This is a genomic window from Pseudomonas citronellolis (assembly GCF_029335315.1).
GTDB lineage: Bacteria > Pseudomonadota > Gammaproteobacteria > Pseudomonadales > Pseudomonadaceae > Pseudomonas > Pseudomonas citronellolis_A.
In genome coordinates, this window is the sequence record NZ_JARJLT010000006.1 from 1 (window position 1) to 16,846 (window position 16,846).

The 16,846-nt window shown below is 65.0% G+C and carries 14 protein-coding genes; 7 read left to right on the plus strand and 7 right to left on the minus strand.

What is annotated here, in order from left to right; translation table 11 throughout:
* Positions 1-68: 68 nt before the first annotated feature.
* Positions 69-1,178, minus strand: coding sequence for a glycine oxidase ThiO (gene thiO / locus P3W75_RS00480; RefSeq protein WP_276225404.1), 1,110 nt, complete (start codon positions 1,176-1,178; stop codon positions 69-71).
* A gap of 177 nt (positions 1,179-1,355) precedes the next feature.
* Between thiO and P3W75_RS00485 the strand changes: the two genes are divergently transcribed.
* The 7 genes from P3W75_RS00485 (at position 1,356) to P3W75_RS00515 (ending at position 9,196) form a co-directional block, all read left to right on the plus strand.
* The gene (locus tag P3W75_RS00485; protein ID WP_276225405.1) at positions 1,356-1,868 is read left to right on the plus strand and encodes a GspH/FimT family pseudopilin; all 513 of its coding nucleotides are present in this window, start codon (positions 1,356-1,358) and stop codon (positions 1,866-1,868) included.
* Positions 1,869-2,027: 159 nt separating this feature from the next.
* Positions 2,028-2,498 carry a GspH/FimT family pseudopilin gene (locus tag P3W75_RS00490; RefSeq protein ID WP_276225406.1) on the plus strand — a complete coding sequence of 157 codons (471 nt, stop codon included), beginning with the start codon at positions 2,028-2,030 and terminating at the stop codon, positions 2,496-2,498.
* Positions 2,498-2,977 (plus strand): type IV pilus modification protein PilV, encoded by a 480-nt coding sequence (gene pilV, locus P3W75_RS00495; RefSeq protein WP_276225407.1) that lies wholly within the window; start codon positions 2,498-2,500, stop codon positions 2,975-2,977. The genes P3W75_RS00490 and pilV overlap by 1 nt, the downstream gene beginning before the upstream one ends.
* Positions 2,974-3,621 (plus strand): PilW family protein, encoded by a 648-nt coding sequence (locus P3W75_RS00500; protein ID WP_276225408.1) that lies wholly within the window; start codon positions 2,974-2,976, stop codon positions 3,619-3,621. Before pilV ends, P3W75_RS00500 begins: the two co-directional genes overlap by 4 nt.
* Positions 3,621-4,079 (plus strand): pilus assembly PilX family protein, encoded by a 459-nt coding sequence (locus P3W75_RS00505; protein WP_276225409.1) that lies wholly within the window; start codon positions 3,621-3,623, stop codon positions 4,077-4,079. The genes P3W75_RS00500 and P3W75_RS00505 overlap by 1 nt, the downstream gene beginning before the upstream one ends.
* Positions 4,080-4,096: 17 nt before the next feature.
* Complete coding sequence (locus P3W75_RS00510; protein ID WP_276225410.1) at positions 4,097-8,767, plus strand: pilus assembly protein PilY; 4,671 nt, start codon at positions 4,097-4,099, stop codon at positions 8,765-8,767.
* Positions 8,768-8,782: 15 nt separating this feature from the next.
* Positions 8,783-9,196 (plus strand): type IV pilin protein, encoded by a 414-nt coding sequence (locus P3W75_RS00515; protein WP_276225411.1) that lies wholly within the window; start codon positions 8,783-8,785, stop codon positions 9,194-9,196.
* 55 nt (positions 9,197-9,251) lie between these two features.
* Here the strand turns inward: P3W75_RS00515 and ispH are convergent, their stop codons facing one another.
* From ispH to murJ, 6 genes are all read right to left on the minus strand, one after another.
* Positions 9,252-10,196: a 4-hydroxy-3-methylbut-2-enyl diphosphate reductase gene (gene ispH, locus P3W75_RS00520; protein WP_276225412.1), complete on the minus strand. Its 945-nt coding sequence runs from the start codon at positions 10,194-10,196 to the stop codon at positions 9,252-9,254.
* A 75-nt stretch (positions 10,197-10,271) separates the two neighbouring features.
* Positions 10,272-10,709, minus strand: coding sequence for an FKBP-type peptidyl-prolyl cis-trans isomerase (gene fkpB, locus P3W75_RS00525; RefSeq protein ID WP_276225413.1), 438 nt, complete (start codon positions 10,707-10,709; stop codon positions 10,272-10,274).
* On the minus strand, positions 10,702-11,205 hold the full coding sequence (gene lspA, locus P3W75_RS00530) for a signal peptidase II (protein WP_276225414.1): 504 nt from the start codon (positions 11,203-11,205) through the stop codon (positions 10,702-10,704). Before lspA ends, fkpB begins: the two co-directional genes overlap by 8 nt.
* Positions 11,198-14,032, minus strand: a complete 2,835-nt coding sequence (ileS, locus tag P3W75_RS00535) for an isoleucine--tRNA ligase (RefSeq protein ID WP_276225415.1) — start codon at positions 14,030-14,032, stop codon at positions 11,198-11,200. Before ileS ends, lspA begins: the two co-directional genes overlap by 8 nt.
* 23 nt (positions 14,033-14,055) lie before the next feature.
* Complete coding sequence (ribF, locus tag P3W75_RS00540) at positions 14,056-14,994, minus strand: bifunctional riboflavin kinase/FAD synthetase (protein WP_276225416.1); 939 nt, start codon at positions 14,992-14,994, stop codon at positions 14,056-14,058.
* A 106-nt stretch (positions 14,995-15,100) separates the two neighbouring features.
* Entirely contained in the window at positions 15,101-16,639 is a 1,539-nt protein-coding gene (gene murJ, locus P3W75_RS00545) for a murein biosynthesis integral membrane protein MurJ (RefSeq protein WP_276225417.1), read from the minus strand.
* Between the last annotated feature and the right edge of the window lie 207 nt (positions 16,640-16,846).

Sequence of the window (16,846 nt, forward strand, 5' to 3'; positions counted from 1 at the left end):
AAACCCGCCCATGATGTAGGGCGTACAACCGTTCGCGGAGGTACGCCGACCGGTTACCGGCGCCAGGATCAGCTGAGCGGCGTCGCCACCAGGCGCCCTTCAGGCGCATAGGGCAGCGGGTCGATGATCAGCTCGCGCGCGAGCATCAGGTCCGCCAGCAGGCGACAGGACGCCGGCGCCAGCACCAGGCCGTTGCGGTAGTGCCCGGTGTTCAACCACAGCCCCGCCTGGCCCGGCACCGGACCGATGAACGGGATGCCCTCGGGCGACCCCGGCCGCAGCCCCGCCCAGTGGCGCACCGGCGCCAGCCCGGCGAGCCCCGGCAACAGCTCTTCCGCCGAAGCGCGCAGGCTGGCCAGCGCGTCATCGCTGGGGGTCTTGTCGAACCCGGCGTGCTCCAGGGTGCTACCCACCAGGATGTGCCCATCGCGCCGGGGGATGGCGTAGCGCCCCTTGGCCAGCACCATGCTGGAAAGGAAGTCCGCTGCGCACTTGTAGAGAATCATCTGGCCCTTCACCGGCGCCACCGGCAGCGTCAGGCCCAGTAGCCCGAGCAGTTCGCCGCTCCAGGCGCCGGCGGCCAGAACCGTAGCGTCCGCCCGCAGCTCGCCCGCCGCGCAACGCACGCCACGAATGACGCCCTGCTCACGGATGAAACCCGTCACTTCACAGTTTTCGCGCAGCTCGACGTTCGGCAGGCGCACCAGGGCTTCGCGCAGGGCACGCGCCAGGCGCGGATTGCGCACGTTGGCCACCCCGGGCATGTACACCGCGCGCTCGAAGCCCGGCCCCAGCGCCGGCACCGCGTCGCGTACCGCCGAGATATCCACGGGCCGCAGCGGACGCCCGTTGGCGCCGGCCCAGGCCAGGGCCTCGGCCTGGTCGTCCAGGTCCAGCCAGTAGAGGCCGGTGACATGCACCTCGGGGTCGACACCGGTGTCGGTCAAAAGTCGCTCGCCCAGCACCGGATAGAAGTCCTGCGACCAGTGCGCGAGATTCGCCACCGCGCGGCTGTAGCGCCAGGGATAGAGCGGGGAAACGATGCCGCCGCCGGCCCAGGAGGCCTCACGCCCGGTCTCGCCACGCTCGACCAGGGTCACTCGCAACCCCTCGCGGCCCAGCGACCAGGCACTCAGCAGGCCAACGACCCCACCCCCGACAACCAGCACATCCGACATTGCGCGACACCTCGAAGCAGACAGAAACCCGGGCCCAGGCCCGGCGCGCCACTATACCAACCCGACCAGCTGGAAGCGCCCTACAGGTCGGACGGAAGGAACGTTCAACCGCCCAGGCTCCGCCGCCGCGAACACCGACCAATACTTCCGAACGGAGCACCACTCAAGGAAGAGATCATGACCCGCAGCCGTGGCTTCACCCTGCCCGAAGCGCTCGTCGCGCTCACCGTCCTGCTGATCGGCCTGAACCTCGCCATCCCGGCCTTCGCCAACCTGATCGCCGCGCAATACGCCAGCAGCGCGCTGCACAGCCTGCGCGCTGCCCTCAATCACACCCGCGAAACCGCCGCCCTCGGCGGCCGGCCGACCAGCCTCATCGCCCGCGACGGCGACTGGGCCAAGGGCTGGACACTGATCCATGACGACAACAACGACGGCCAGCGCCAGCCCGGAGAAACCCTCCTGCGCGAGCACGCCGCCCTGCCCCGCGTACGGATCCAGGCCGACCGCACCTCGCGCGACTACATCCACTACCGCCCCGACGGGCACAGCGTGCAACCCAACGGCGCCTTCCATGCCGGTCACCTGGCGATCTGCTCGAACCACGCCACCGGCCACCGCATCCTGATCAACCGCAGCGGCCGCATCCGCACCGAGAGCGCCCCGAGCGCCACCCTCTGCCCACCCTGACCCGCTCACAACCGCTCACAACCGCTCTGCGATCAGTGTCACAGATGAGTGACATACACGACCGGATGTCGCGCTATTTGTATCGGCCATCCAACAAAAAGGGACATTTCATACGTATAAAGGCAGCATTTCCGATACGAAGACTACGAGGAATGCGCCATGTCGCGCCCCAAGGAAATGGCGGGGTTCACGCTGGTAGAGCTGATGGTGGTGGTGGCGATCATCGCCATCATGGCCTCCATCGGCTTCCCCAGCTTTCGCTCCATGCTGCTCGACAACCGGTTGAGCAACACCACCAATACCCTGCTGGGCGCCCTTCAACTGGCGCGTAGTGAAGCGGTGATGCAGAAGACCAGTATCAGCGCCTGTGCCGCCAATAGCGACCGAAACGCCTGCGCCAACGGCACCGACTGGAGCAATGGCGCGATCATCAGCCGGGGCACTGCCATCATTCGCGTCATTGCGCCCGTCAGCGGCGATATCACCGTCACCAGTTCCGCCAGCTCGATCACCTATGCCGCCGACGGCACCACCACCGCCGCGACCATCACCATCAGCGATGCGCGCCCCGCCAGCCGGCAGATCTCCATCAATGCCATCGGCCAGGCATGCAGTGGGAGCGGCTGCTAATGAACAACAAGCGCAACGAAAAAGGCTTCACCCTGATCGAAGTGCTGATAGCCCTGGTCATCCTCGCGGTGGGCCTGTTGGGCATGGCCACCCTGATGACCACCAGCCTTCAATCCAACCAGGGCGCCTATCGCCGCAGCCAAGCCAGCCTGATGGTCTACGACCTCGTCGAGCGCATGCGCCTGAACCGCAGCCAGGCGATTACGACAGACGACTACACCCTGGCCAGCGATGCCAGCGCGTCCAGCAACCCCAGCTGCGACACGGCGGGCTGCAACCCGCACCAGCAGGCCCAGATGGATATGTTCCAGTGGCGCGCAGCGCTTGCCACAGCACTTCCTGATGCAACCGCGACCGTAACCAGGGCGAGCAACAATAAATACACCCTGACCATCAGTTGGACGGAAGTCGGTTCGGCGCTGAAGGATTCCTCCGCCAAGACCGTCACACCGTCGTTCAGCATGAGGATCGATCTGTGAGAAAACAGCAGGGTCTTTCGCTCATCGAGCTGATGGTGGCAATCCTCATCAGCTCCATTCTCATGCTTGGCGTACTGCAACTGTTCAGCAATACCAACGCCACGGACAAGACCAATACCGCCCTCGCGCGCATCCAGGAAAGCGGGCGAGTGGCCCTGGAAGTCATCGGCGCCGATGCGCGCCGCGCCGGGTACCAGGGCTGCAGTTCGTCAGCCAACAGCCTGACCGTCGCCAACTTGACATTTCCTGCGGCTGCTCTGTCCACCGCAAGCAAGAGCGTCACTTTCCGCTATGCCACGACAGCCAACACCGGCACCACTTTTTCCGGCAACAAGAACTGCGACGACGCGACGCTCTACCTGACCACCGTTGCGTACAGCACCTGCACCAGCAGCGGCGTTTCGCGCATCTGCAAAGCCCTGAATGGCGGCAACGCCAGTCCCATTCTCAGCAATGCGAGCATCACCTCCGTAGCGTTCGGAGTGCCCAACGCGGGCCTGGTGAGCTGGGTCGACAGCGCCTCGATCAGTCAGACACAACTCAACGCCGCGCAAGCTGTACGCGTCACGCTCAGCATCAGCGATGCCCGCAACGAGATCACTCGCTCGTTCACCGGCACCTATGACCTCAGGAACCGCCTCTGATGAACATTCGCACCACGCAAAACGGCGTGGCCTTGCTGATCTGTCTGGTACTGCTGTTGCTGCTGACGGTGGTCGCCATCACCGCAGCTACGCAGTCCTCCCTGCAAGAGCGCATGGCCGCCAACAGCCAGCAGCAGAACGTTGCCTTCCAGGCTGCAGAAAGCGGCATCCAGGGCTGGATTGCCAAGTACCAGACCAACCCGCAGATCGCCCCTCTCAGTACAGGCGAAGTGAAGCTGAAGGATACGGTGCCCTACACGGCCAGCGCCGCCCAGCCCACCGGCTGCTATGGCGTGGTGGCGTCCTATTCGTTGAACGCCGCGGAAGGCAGCAACAGCTTCCAGTACGCCTGTTTCGACATCCAGAGCACCGGCAAGTCCTGCGCCGACAGCAGTTGCAAGGACACTGACAACCCCGCCCGCGCCAAACACACGCAAGGCCACCTGGTTCGCTACTAAGCGCAAGGATAAACAACATGAAAACGCCTAGCGCCCTACGCTGCGCACTCGTTTCAGCGCTCACCACCGCCTTGTTCATGCACGGGGGCCTGTCCTACGCCGACGATACGGAGATTTTCTTCGGCGGCTCCAGCATCGATGCCGGCATCCTGCCCAACGTGTTGTTCATCCTCGACGACTCAGGGTCGATGAACGACAACTCGCCAACCCGGATGACCCAGCTGAAGAGCGCCTTCGACACCATCATCAGCAGTGCCGGTAACATCAATGTTGGGGTGATGGCGCTCAACAGTACGACCGGAGGCAGCCGCCTGCTGTCGCCGATTCGCCCGATCAACGAGTCGATCAACGTCAAGCTGTCGTCCCCGGTGATCGTCGACAGTGGTGACGACGCCAGCTATACGAGCGACGGAACCACGAACATCAGCGATCCCACGCTGGTGATGGGCTACACCGGAAACAACGCACTGTCGCTGACCCGCTCCCTCGGCACGGCGTCCACCTACTCGGCAGAATATTCCTCCTACTACGTCGTCAAGAGCGGCTCCACTGACTACTTCTGCTCATCGAAGATTTCCACCGGGGGCACCGTCTGCCCTAGCGGCCTCAAGGCGACCATCAACTCCACCACTGGCACCGGTGGTAACGATGGAGCCCTGATATTCCGCAACCTGAACATCCCATATGACGCCACCATCACTTCGGCGAAACTGGTGATCACTCGGGCTACCACCGGAACCGTCAGACCGTTCGCTGTAAAATTGGAAAACTCCAAGACCGCCGCGGCGTTCAATAACGACACCAGCATCGGCAGTGACAAGGACTACTCCAATACCAACCTGAACATCACTTCGGTCACTCCAACCCTGACCGGCGAAGAGCTTTCGATCGACCTCACCACTCAGATCAAGAACCTTAGAAGCGTCGCCCCCGCCGCCAACCCAATTGGCGATATTTCAATGCGCATTCGCGGCGCCGGATCGAACAACTACAACTGGTACCTGGGCGATGGCACCACCACCTCCCCGGAAAACTCCCCGCGCCTGGAAGTGGTCTGGTCCGGCGGCAACAGTCTCAACCGCACCACTGGCCTGCGCTTCCAGAACGTCGCCATTCCCAAAGGTGCGACCATCACTTCCGCGCGAATCGACTTCGTTCCGGCAGCGTCCGACGACCGCCCGGTGACCTTCACGGTCTCGGCGCAGAACATCGGCGACGCCCCGATTTTCACCACCAGCGCATCCAACTTCACCGGCCGCAGCAAGGTCGCCAACACTACGACCTGGACGCCCGTGGAATGGCGCACCACCAACCCCCAGGTCTACGTCGAAGGCCCGACCGTCACGGCCCTGGTGCAGAGCGTGATCAATAGCGCCAGCGACTGGTGCGGCAACAACTCCATGGCGTTCTTCATCACCCCCACCTCGGGCAGCGGCAACCGCACGGCCTTCAGCGTCGATTCGGCCAAAGGCCTGCAGCCGGTACTGAACGTGAAATACGAAGGGGGCGACGGTGGCTGCCTGGACCCCATCCTGAACATTTCCCTGGTGGATGCGAAGGATGACGGCTATCAGCAGAGTACATCCTCCTCCGGACGAACGCCCAACCTGACATCGACCACCATGTCATTCAGCAATGGTTACCTGGCAAACCGCTACCAGAAGGTCCCGGTCAAGAAGGGGGCTACCGTCAAGGAAGCCCAGATCATCGTCACCCCGGACAATACCAGCGCCGGCACGGCCACCATCTCGCTGGAGGACACCGACAACCCCGCCGAGTTGACCACAGGTAGAAACAACCTGAGCAACAGGTTCCCCGGCGTCGGCAGCGCGACCTGCACCTTCACCCCTACCACGGCGGGCACGCCCGTCAGTTGCGCGGCGACGGCGCTCAAGACCATGCTGCAGAACCAGTTCGCCCGCACGGGCTGGGCCGACGGCAACTCGCTGACCCTGCTGATGAAACCCACCAGCGGCAGTCTCAGCCTTCGGACCCGCGACTACGGTGCCGGCAGCAGCGCCGTTCTGCGTGTCAAGCTGGCATCCGGCGGCCTGGGCGAGAACAGCTACACCATCCGCGACTACACCAACGGCATCGTCCAGGCCCTCTCGGCAGGCGGCAACACGCCGCTGGTGCCTGCGCTGAACGATGCGGCGGGTTACTACAACCAGAAGCCGGGCAAACACACCGGCAGCGCAACCAGCCCCATCACCAGCTCCTGCCAGGCGAACTATCTGGTGCTCCTGACCGACGGCGAGGCCAACACCGGCTCCACCTCTCAGCAGAACGCAGCGCAAAGCGGGATCGACTCGCTCATCGGCAGCGGCTCGTGCAGCGGCGACTCCAAATACACGTCGGAGAAATGCGGCCGCAGTGTGGTGAAATGGCTCGCCACCTCGGACCAGGCCGACTACGACGGCCTGAATACGGTCAAGACCTATACGATCGGCTTCAACACCAGCGACAACGCCCAGGCAACCACGTTCCTGACCGACCTGGCCAGCCTGGGTACCGGCAAGTACTACGCGGCCAAAGATGCTGCCGACCTGACCGATGCCTTCGATGACATCATCCAGACGGCGCTGGCGACCAACACCACCTTCGTCAACACCAGCGCCCCGGTGAACACCTTCAACCGCGCCGACAACCGCGACGAGCTGTATTTCGCCCTGTTCCGCCCGGCGGAAACCGATCGCTGGGTCGGCAACCTGAAGCGTTATCGCCTGGACACCCAGGGCAGCGTCGCGACCATCGTCGACGCCGACAACGCCGCCGCCATCGACAAGAACACCGGCTTCTTCAAGAGCAGCGCCCGCAGCATCTGGAGTACCAACCAGGACGGCGCCGACGTAGCGAAGGGTGGGGCCGCGTTCAAGCTGCCGGCGCCAGACACCCGCAGCCTCTACACCTTCCTGAGCGATTCTCCGGGAGGCGTCGCCACGGCGCTGGAAGCCCTGGCTTCGAGCAATGCCAATGTAACCGGAGCCAAACTTGGCGATGCCAGCATGACCACCGTGGAGCGCGCCGCCCTGCTCAAGTACATCCGCGGCACGGATACCGACCCCAGCGGTAATGACACAGTGCGTCAGGCGATGGGCGACCCCATCCACTCCTCTCCGCGCCTGGTCACCTACGGCTGCAACACCTACACCAGCGGCACATGCACCTCGGCCGATATCAGCGCGATCATGGGTACCAACGAAGGCTTTCTGCATGCTTTCAGCACCCGGACCGGCGTGGAGCAGTTCGGCTTCATGCCAGAGGCCTTGCTGCCAAATATCAAACCACTGCGTAACAACGCCAAGTCCACCTCGGTCAAACCCCGCCTGTATGGTATGGACAACTCGGTTACCGTCTGGGCCAACGACGCCAACAACAACGGCGTGATCTACGGCGACCCGACCACCGGCGCCACCACCGGCCTGAACTCCGGGGAGTTCGTCTACGCCTACGCGACCATGGGCCGCGGCGGCAACAACATCTACGCCCTGGATATCACCGATCGCAGTGCGCCCAAGATGCTCTGGCAAATCATCGGTGGCACCACGCCCGGCTTCGAGAAGCTCGCGCAAACCTGGTCGACACCGGTCAAGACCAAGATCAAGGTCGGCACCACCATACGCGACGTGCTGATCTTCGGCGGCGGCTACAACAAGGCCCAGGACAACCAGAACACGTCCACCAGCACCTACGTGGAAGACAGCATCGGCAATGCCATCTACATCGTCGACGCCAAGACCGGGGCGAAGATCTGGTCGGTGAGCAACGCCAACCCGACCACCGGGCCGGCGATCTACGACCTGACGCTGGCGAAAATGAAGTACAGCATTCCCAGCCCGGTGCGCGTCATCGATATCCAGCAGCAAAGCGGCGCGCTGGTGACCGACCCCGATCGCCTTGCCGACCAGTTCTTCGTTGGCGACATGGGCGGCCAGGTCTGGCGCTTCTACATCAACAACGGCAGCAGTGGCAGTTCGCTGGTTTCGGCCGGGGGCTCCGGCGGCGTGTTTGCCAGCGTCGGCGGAACGGCGCCGGAATCGGCACGCCGCTTCTACCATGAACCGGATGTCGCCCTGCAGAACGTGAACGGCAATCGCTCGCTCTCGGTGAATATCGGCAGCGGCTACCAGGGCCACCCGCTGAACGAATACATCCAGGATCGCTTCTACTCATTGCGCACGGATGTCCTGTTCAAGACCACGGGAGAAACCACCCTGACGGAGGGCAACCTGTACGACGCCACGCAGAACCTGATCCAGGCCGGCAGCGACGCCCAGAAAGCCACCGCCGGCACGGCCTTCCAGCAGACGCAGGGGGGCTGGTTCATCACGCTGAACAACTCGGGCGAGAAAGTCCTTTCCCGAGCCCTCACGGCCAACGGCGCCGTGTTCTTCAACACCTATGAACCGAGCACCAGTACGACGACCTGCAGCGCAGTGATCGGGAAGAACCGTTCATACGCGGTCAAGCTATACGACGCGACCCCCGCCCTGGTCGATGCCAGCGCCAACCCGACGGCCAGCGACCGGGCGCAGATGAGCAATAGCGGCGGTATATCCGGCGACCCCCAGTTGTTCTGCACCGGCAACAGCTGCTGGGTACTGCCCGATCCGTCGATTCCGCCGGTCGAGTCGAAAACGCCGCCGCTGGGGAAACTCTACTGGATGGATAGCCAGAACCTTAACTGAAGGACGTCACCAAACATGGCACGACAACAGGGCTTCACACTGGTCGAATTGATGATCACGGTCGTCGTCGTCGGCATTCTGGCCGCCATCGCACTTCCCGCCTACCAAGGCTACGTGCGACGCGCCGCCTGCGAAGACGCCAAGAGCGTACTGGTGGGGGCGGCCAATCAGATGGAGCGCTTCCGCGCGCAGAACAATACCTACGCCGGCGCTGACCTGGGCAACTACTCAGCCAGCCCGGTGGACGGATCGGGCAAGGAAACGAACATCGCTGTTAGTGCTTCCGATGCAACGAGCTACACGCTGACCGCTACCCCAACCAACAGCGGCCACCTGAAAGGCAAAGGGACACTGACGATCACCTCCGCCAACGTCCGCGGTGGCGACGCCCCCCTGGGCAACATGTGGGGCTCGTGCAGCGGAATCTGACCTGCAGCCAATAAAAAACCCGCTTTCGCGGGTTTTTTATTGGCTGGAGATAGGGCTAAAGCGCCTTCACCCGCAGCTCCTTGGGCATCGAGAAGGTGATGTTCTCCTCCCGCCCATCCAGCTCCACCTCGGGCTCGGCGCCCCATTTGCGCAGTTGCTCGATCACCCCGCGCACCAGCACTTCCGGGGCAGAGGCGCCGGCGGTGATGCCGATGCTGTTCACGCCCTCTAGCCATTCCTGCTTGAGGTCCTCGGCGCCGTCGATCAGGTAACCGGGGGTGCCCATGCGCTCCGCGAGCTCGCGCAAGCGGTTGGAGTTGGAGCTGTTCGGGCTGCCCACCACCAGCACCAGGTCGCACTGGTCGGCCAGTTCCTTGACCGCGTCCTGGCGGTTCTGGGTGGCGTAGCAGATGTCGTTCTTGCGCGGGCCCTGGATGTGCGGGAACTTGGCGCGCAGGGCGTCGATGACCCGCGAGGTGTCGTCCATCGACAGGGTGGTCTGGGTCACGAAGTGCAGCGCCTCGGCGTTGCGCACTTCCAGCGCGGCCACGTCGCTCTCGTCTTCCACCAGGTAGATATCGCCGCCATTGGCCGAGTCGTACTGGCCCATGGTGCCTTCCACCTCGGGGTGGCCTTCGTGGCCGATGAGGATGCATTCGTGGCCGTCGCGGCTGTAGCGCACCACTTCCATGTGCACCTTGGTGACCAGCGGGCAGGTCGCGTCGAAGACCTTCAGGCCACGCTTCTCGGCTTCCTTGCGCACCGCCTGGGAAACGCCATGGGCGCTGAAGATGACGATGGTGTCGTCCGGCACCTGGTCGAGTTCCTCGACGAACACCGCGCCACGGTTGCGCAGGTTCTCCACCACGAACTTGTTGTGTACCACTTCGTGGCGCACGTAGATCGGCGGGCCGAACACGTCGAGGGCGCGGTTGACGATCTCGATCGCGCGGTCGACGCCGGCGCAGAAGCCGCGGGGGTTGGCGAGTTTGATTTGCATGGTCGGTGGTCTCGGGGCGCAGGCCTGGCTTGCGGGCGGTGATGGGTATCGCTTCGCTCCACCCATCCTACGCCGTCAAAGCGCTTTTACGTCGATGATTTCAACGTCGAAGGCCAGGCTCTTGCCAGCCAGCGGGTGGTTGAAGTCGATGGTCACGTGCTGCTCGTCGAAGGCCTTCACCACGCCCGGCAGTTCGGTCTTGGCGGCGTCGTTGAAGATCACCAGCAGGCCCTCGGCCAGCTCCATGTCCTGGAACTGGTCGCGCGGCATGACCTGCACGTTGGCCGGGTTCGGCTGGCCGAAGCCCTGCTCCGGCTCGATGCTCAGGGTGCGCTTGTCGCCGGCCTTGAGGCCGTAGAGCGCCTGCTCGAAGCCGGGCAGCAGGTTGCCGTCGCCGACCTTGAAGGTGGCCGGCTGCTTGTCGAAGGTACTGTCGACGACGTTGCCGTCGGCGAGTTTGAGGGCGAAGTGCAGGGTGACTTCGGTATCCGCTCCGATGCGAACATCAGCCATGGGCGGTTTCTCCGGATTTTTTCGTCTTGAACATGTCCAGCGCCAGCATGATGGCACCGACGGTGATGGCGCTGTCGGCCAGGTTGAACGCCGGGAAGTACCAGCGGTTCTGCCAGTGCACGAAGATGAAGTCGATCACGTGGCCGAGCACGATGCGGTCGTACAGGTTGCCCAGCGCGCCACCGAGGACCAGCGCCAGGGCGATGGCCAGCCAGGTGTCGCTGGGCTTCAGGCGCTTGAGCCAGACCAACAGCACGGCGCTGACCACCACGGCGATCAGGGCGAACAGCCAGCGCTGCCAGCCCGAGCTGTCGGCCAGGAAGCTGAAGGCCGCGCCGGTGTTGTAGGCCAGGGTCCAGCTGAACAGGTCGGGGATCACCACGACCTGCTGGTAGAGGCTCAGCGCACCTTCGAAGTAGGCCTTGCTGACCTGGTCGAGGACCAGCACCAGCACGGTTATCCACAGCCAGCCGAGACGGCCGAAACGATCAGGCATAGTGGCGAACCTCGCCGGCGCCTTCGATGTTCTCGACGCAACGGTCGCACAGCTCCGGGTGCGCGGCATGGCGGCCGACATCGGCGCGGTGGTGCCAGCAACGGCCGCACTTGGCGTGGGCGGACTTGACCACCTTCAGCTTCAGGCCAGGGACTTCGCTGTCCACGGCGTCGGCCGGAGCCTGGGCCAACGGCGCGACGGTAGCGGTGGAGGTGATCAGCACGAAGCGCAGTTCGTTGCCCAGCTTGGCCAGGTCGGCGGCGAGGGCGTCATCGGCGAACAGGGTGACCTCGGCCTGCAGGTTGCCGCCCACGGCCTTGGCCGCGCGCTGGTTCTCCAGTTCCTTGTTCACCGCGGCCTTGGCGGCCATCACCTGGTCCCAGTAGGCACGGCCCAGCTCGGCGTCGGCCGGCAGCTCGGAGAGGCCTTCGTACCAGGTGCTGAGCATCACCGATTCGGCGCGCTCGCCGGGCAGGTACTTCCACACTTCCTCGGCGGTGAACGCCAGGATCGGCGCGATCCAGCGCACCAGCGCCTCGGCGATGTGGAACAGCGCGGTCTGGCACGAGCGGCGGGCGACGCTGTCGGCCTGGGTGGTGTACTGGCGGTCCTTGATGATGTCCAGGTAGAAGCCGCCCAGCTCCTGCACGCAGAAGTTGTGCACCTTGGAGTAGACGTTCCAGAAACGGTAGTCGCGGTAGGCCTCTTCCAGCTCGCGCTGCAGCAGCAGGGCGCGGTCGATGGCCCAGCGGTCCAGGGCCAGCAGCTGGTCGTTGGGCAGCAGGTCCTTGGCCGGGTCGAAGCCGGACAGGTTCGACAGCAGGAAGCGCGTGGTGTTGCGGATGCGCCGGTAGGCGTCGGCGCTGCGCTGCAGGATGTTCTGCGATACGGCGATCTCGCCGGAGTAGTCGGTCGAGGCGACCCACAGGCGCAGGATATCGGCGCCCATGCTGTCGATCACGGTCTGCGGCACCACGGTGTTGCCGAGCGACTTGGACATCTTGCGGCCGGACTCGTCCACGGTGAAGCCGTGGGTCAGCAGCTGGCGGTACGGCGCGTGGCCGTCGATGGCGCAGCCGGTCAGCAGCGAGGAGTGGAACCAGCCGCGGTGCTGATCGGAGCCTTCCAGGTAGAGGTCGGCGGCCGGGCCGCTGGCGTGCCCGAGCTCGGCGTGGGAGCCGCGCAGCACGTGCCAGTGGGTGGTGCCGGAGTCGAACCAGACGTCCAGGGTGTCGCTGATCTTGTCGTACTGCGCGGCCTCGTCACCGAGCAGCTCGGCGGCGTCGAGCTTGAACCAGGCCTCGATGCCTTCCTTCTCGACGCGCTGGGCCACGGCTTCCATCAGCTCGACGGTGCGCGGGTGCAGCTCGCCGGTGGCCTTGTGCAGGAAGAACGGGATGGGTACGCCCCAGTTGCGCTGGCGCGAGATGCACCAGTCGGGACGGCCGGCGATCATACCGTGCAGGCGCGCCTGGCCCCAGGTGGGCACGAACTCGGTCTGCGAGATGGCTTCCAGCGAACGCTCGCGCAGGGTGGCGCCGCTCACCGGCTGCTTGTCCATGCCGACGAACCACTGCGCGGTGGCGCGGTAGATCAGCGGGGTCTTGTGGCGCCAGCAGTGCATGTAGCTGTGGCTGATGGAGGCGTGCTTGAGCAGCGCGCCCACTTCGTCCAGCTTGGCGACGATGTTCGGGTTGGCCTTCCAGATGAACTGGCCGCCGAAGAACGGCAGGTCGGCCACATACACGCCATTGCTCTGCACCGGGCTGAGGATGTCGTCGTTGCTCATGCCGTACTGCTTGCAGGTACGGAAGTCATCCTCGCCATAGGCCGGCGCGGAGTGCACGACGCCGGTACCGGCGCCCAGCTCGACGTACTCGGCCAGGTAGACCGGCGAGAAACGCTCGTAGAACGGATGACGGAAGCGGATCAGGTCCAGCGCCTCGCCCTTGGCGGTGGCGATGACCTGGCCTTCCAGGCCGTAGCGCGCCAGGCACTCCTCGACCAGTTCCTCGGCCAGCACCAGCAGGCGCGCGCCGGTGTCGACCAGGGCGTAGGTGAATTCGGGGTGGACGTTCAGCGCCTGGTTGGCCGGGATGGTCCAGGGCGTGGTGGTCCAGATGACGATGGCGGCCGGCTTCGGCAGGCTGGCCAGGCCGAAGGCGGCGGCCAGCTTGTCGGCGTCCTCGACCGGGAAGGCGACGTCGATGGCGTCGGACTTCTTGTCGGCGTACTCGACCTCGGCCTCGGCCAGCGCCGAACCACAGTCGAAGCACCAGTTCACCGGCTTCAGGCCCTTGAACACGAAGCCCTGCTTGACCATCTCGGCGAGGGCGCGGATTTCGCCGGCCTCGTTGCTGAAGTTCATGGTCTTGTAGGGGTTGTCCCACTCGCCGAGCACGCCCAGGCGGATGAAGTCAGCCTTCTGCCCCTCGATCTGCTCGGCGGCGTAGGCGCGGCACAGCTCGCGGGTCTTGTCCGCCGGCAGGTTCTTGCCGTGGGTGGTCTCGACCTTGTGCTCGATGGGCAGGCCATGGCAGTCCCAGCCCGGCACGTAGGGGGCGTCGTAGCCGGCCAGGGTGCGCGAGCGGACGATCAGGTCCTTGAGGATCTTGTTGACCGCGTGACCGATGTGGATGCTGCCGTTGGCGTAGGGCGGGCCATCGTGCAGGATGAATTTCGGGCGGCCTTCGCCGGCCTTCCGCAGCTTCTGGTACAGGCCGATGTCATTCCAGAACTTCAGGGTTTCCGGCTCGCGCTGGGGCAGGCCGGCTTTCATCGGGAAGTCGGTTTCGGGAAGGTTCAGCGTGGCTTTGTAATCGGTCATCTCAGGGCCTGTTCAGGATCTGTTCAATCAAGCGGTTGGCCCAGCCAGTAGGCTCGGGCGGCGGCGATGTCGGCGAGAATCGCCGCCTTCAGTGCCTCCAGGGAGGCGAAGCGCTGCTCATCACGCAGCTTCTGGTGGAAGGTCACATCCAGGTGCAGGCCGTAGAGGTCGCCCGCGAAGTCCAGCAGATGCACTTCCAGGTGGGGCCGGCCGTCGCCGTTGACCGACGGTCGCGTGCCGATGTTGGCCACCCCATTGCAGCGCTGGCCAGCCACCACGGTGCTGACCAGGTAGACGCCATTGAGCGGCGCCTTGCGTCGCTTCAGCTGGATGTTCGCGGTGGGCGAACCGAGGGTGCGGCCGAGCTTCTGCCCGTGCAGCACCCGCCCGCTGAGGCGGAACGGGCGCCCCAGCAGGCGCTCGGCCAGGTGCAGGTCGCCGTCGGCGAGCACCTTGCGGATGCGCGAGCTGCTCACCCGCATGCCGTCGACTTCCACCGTGGTGGCGGCCTCGACGGTGAAACCCTGCTCGGCGCTGGCCTTGACCAGGAAGGCGAAGTCGCCGGAGCGATCGCAGCCGAAGCGGAAATCGTCGCCCACTTCCAGGTGGCGCACCGCCAGCCCGTCCACCAGTACCTGGCGCACGAATTCGGCGGCCGACAACTCGCGCAGGCGGCGGTTGAAGGTCAGGCAGAGGACGAAGTCGACGCCCTGCCCGCGCAGCAGCTCGAGCTTCTCGCGCAGGCGGGTCAGGCGCACCGGCGCGGCGTCCGGGGCGAAGTACTCGCGCGGCTGCGGCTCGAAGATCACCACACAGCTGGGCACGCCCAGCTCCAGCGAGCGCTCGCGCAGACGCGCCAGGATCGCCTGGTGGCCGAGATGGACGCCGTCGAAATTGCCGATGGTGGCGAGGCAGCCCCCGGACAGGGGCCGCAGGTTGTGGAGGCCTCGAAGCAGCTGCATAGCGCGCGTATTGCTCAGAAAGTGGTCGATTATACCTGCACCCGCCGCCGCGCGACAGGCACAAAGCCGCCGCGCGTCACGGATACACCCAAGGGGCCGTGCCGGGCTAGCTCACCGCCCGCCGCGAGAAGTCGCGCAGACGGAAGCCGAGCAACGCCAGCATACCGAAATAGGCCACCACCCCGGCCACCACCAGCACGCCCAGGCGCGCCAGGCGCCAGGCCATGCCGCCGATATCCCAGGCCGGCATGAAATACATGATGCCCAGCAGCACGCCGGCCATCACCAGCACCGCCAGCACCAGCTTGCCGAGGAACACCGGCCAGCCCGGCTGCGGCTCGAACAGGCCGTGCTTGCGCAACTGCCAATACAGCAGGCCGGCGTTCAGGCAGGCCGCCAGGCTGATCGCCAGGGCCAGGCCGGCGTGCTTCAGCGGGCCGATGAACACCAGGTTCATCAACTGCGTGGAAGCCAGGGTGAACAGCGCGATCTTCACCGGCGTGCGGATGTTCTGCCGGGCGTAGAAGCCCGGCGCCAGCACCTTCACCAGGATGATGCCGAGCAGCCCCACGGCGTAGGCGATCAGCGCGCGCTGGGTCATCAGTGCGTCGTTGGCGCTGAACTTGCCGTACTGGAACAGCGACACCGTCAGCGGCTCGGAAATCAGCGCCAGCGCCAGGGAACATGGCAGCACCAGCAGGAAGCACAGGCGCAGGCCCCAGTCCATCAGGCGCGAATACTCGTGGCGGTCGTCGCTGGCGTAGGTCTTGGCCAGCGACGGCAGCAGGATGGTGCCCAGGGCCACGCCCAGCACGCCGGAAGGCAGCTCCATCAGGCGGTCGGCGTAGTACATCCAGGACACCGAGCCGGCCGCCAGGAAGGAGGCGAAGATGGTGTTGATGATCAGCGATATCTGGCTCACCGACACTCCGAGGATCGCCGGCCCCATCTGCTTGAGCACGCGCCATACGCCGCTGTCGCGCAGGTTCAGGCGCGGCAGCACGAGCATGCCGATCCGGCGCAGGTGCGGCAGCTGGTAGAGCAGTTGCGCCAGGCCGCCGGCCAGCACCGCCCAGCCCAGGGCCATCACCGGCGGGTGGAAGTACGGCGTGAGGAACAGCGAGAAGATGATCATGCTGACGTTCAGCAGCGTCGGCACGAAGGCCGGCACCGAGAAACGGTTCCAGGTATTGAGGATGGCGCCGGCCAGCGACGCCAGGGAAATCAGCAGGATGTAGGGGAAGGTCACGCGCAGCAGCGCGGTGGTCAGCTCGAACTTCTCCTGGGAATCGACGAACCCCGGCGCGGTGACCCAGATCACCCAGGGCGCGGCGAGGATGCCCAGCGCGGTGACCAGCGCCAGCACCAGGGTCAGCAGGCCGGAGACATAGGCGATGAAGGTGCGGGTCGCCTCCTCGCCCTGCTGGGTCTTGTATTCCGCAAGGATTGGCACGAACGCCTGGGAAAACGCGCCCTCGGCGAAGATCCGGCGCAGCAGGTTGGGCAGCTTGAAGGCGACGAAGAACGCGTCGGTGGCCATCCCCGCGCCGAACATGCGCGCTACAATGGTGTCCCGGACGAAGCCGAGCACCCGCGAGATCATGGTCATGGAGCTGACCGCGGCCAGCGATTTGAGTAGGTTCATTGCGTCCGGGACTTGTCAGTGCAGGGGCGGCCCTGCCCGCACGGCGCCGGAGGTGCCCCGCGCCAGTAAAGGGCGTCGAGTGTATGGCCGCCGGTCGAATAAATCACCCACCCGCGCCGTGATTCATCGGCCACGCCGCTCGTCGGCAGCCGCTCATACCCTTGACAAGGCACTGACTCGACGGCATCATTCGCGGCCTTAATTTAT

Coding starts and splice junctions, on each gene's coding strand:
- fkpB (WP_276225413.1), bottom strand. CDS start 10,709: ATGGCTGATGTTCGCATCGGAGCGGATACCGAAGTCACCCTGCACTTC.
- ispH (WP_276225412.1), bottom strand. CDS start 10,196: ATGCAAATCAAACTCGCCAACCCCCGCGGCTTCTGCGCCGGCGTCGAC.
- P3W75_RS00485 (WP_276225405.1), top strand. CDS start 1,356: ATGACCCGCAGCCGTGGCTTCACCCTGCCCGAAGCGCTCGTCGCGCTC.
- P3W75_RS00490 (WP_276225406.1), top strand. CDS start 2,028: ATGTCGCGCCCCAAGGAAATGGCGGGGTTCACGCTGGTAGAGCTGATG.
- lspA (WP_276225414.1), bottom strand. CDS start 11,205: ATGCCTGATCGTTTCGGCCGTCTCGGCTGGCTGTGGATAACCGTGCTG.
- thiO (WP_276225404.1), bottom strand. CDS start 1,178: ATGTCGGATGTGCTGGTTGTCGGGGGTGGGGTCGTTGGCCTGCTGAGT.
- P3W75_RS00515 (WP_276225411.1), top strand. CDS start 8,783: ATGGCACGACAACAGGGCTTCACACTGGTCGAATTGATGATCACGGTC.
- murJ (WP_276225417.1), bottom strand. CDS start 16,639: ATGAACCTACTCAAATCGCTGGCCGCGGTCAGCTCCATGACCATGATC.
- pilV (WP_276225407.1), top strand. CDS start 2,498: ATGAACAACAAGCGCAACGAAAAAGGCTTCACCCTGATCGAAGTGCTG.
- ribF (WP_276225416.1), bottom strand. CDS start 14,994: ATGCAGCTGCTTCGAGGCCTCCACAACCTGCGGCCCCTGTCCGGGGGC.
- ileS (WP_276225415.1), bottom strand. CDS start 14,032: ATGACCGATTACAAAGCCACGCTGAACCTTCCCGAAACCGACTTCCCG.
- P3W75_RS00510 (WP_276225410.1), top strand. CDS start 4,097: ATGAAAACGCCTAGCGCCCTACGCTGCGCACTCGTTTCAGCGCTCACC.
- P3W75_RS00505 (WP_276225409.1), top strand. CDS start 3,621: ATGAACATTCGCACCACGCAAAACGGCGTGGCCTTGCTGATCTGTCTG.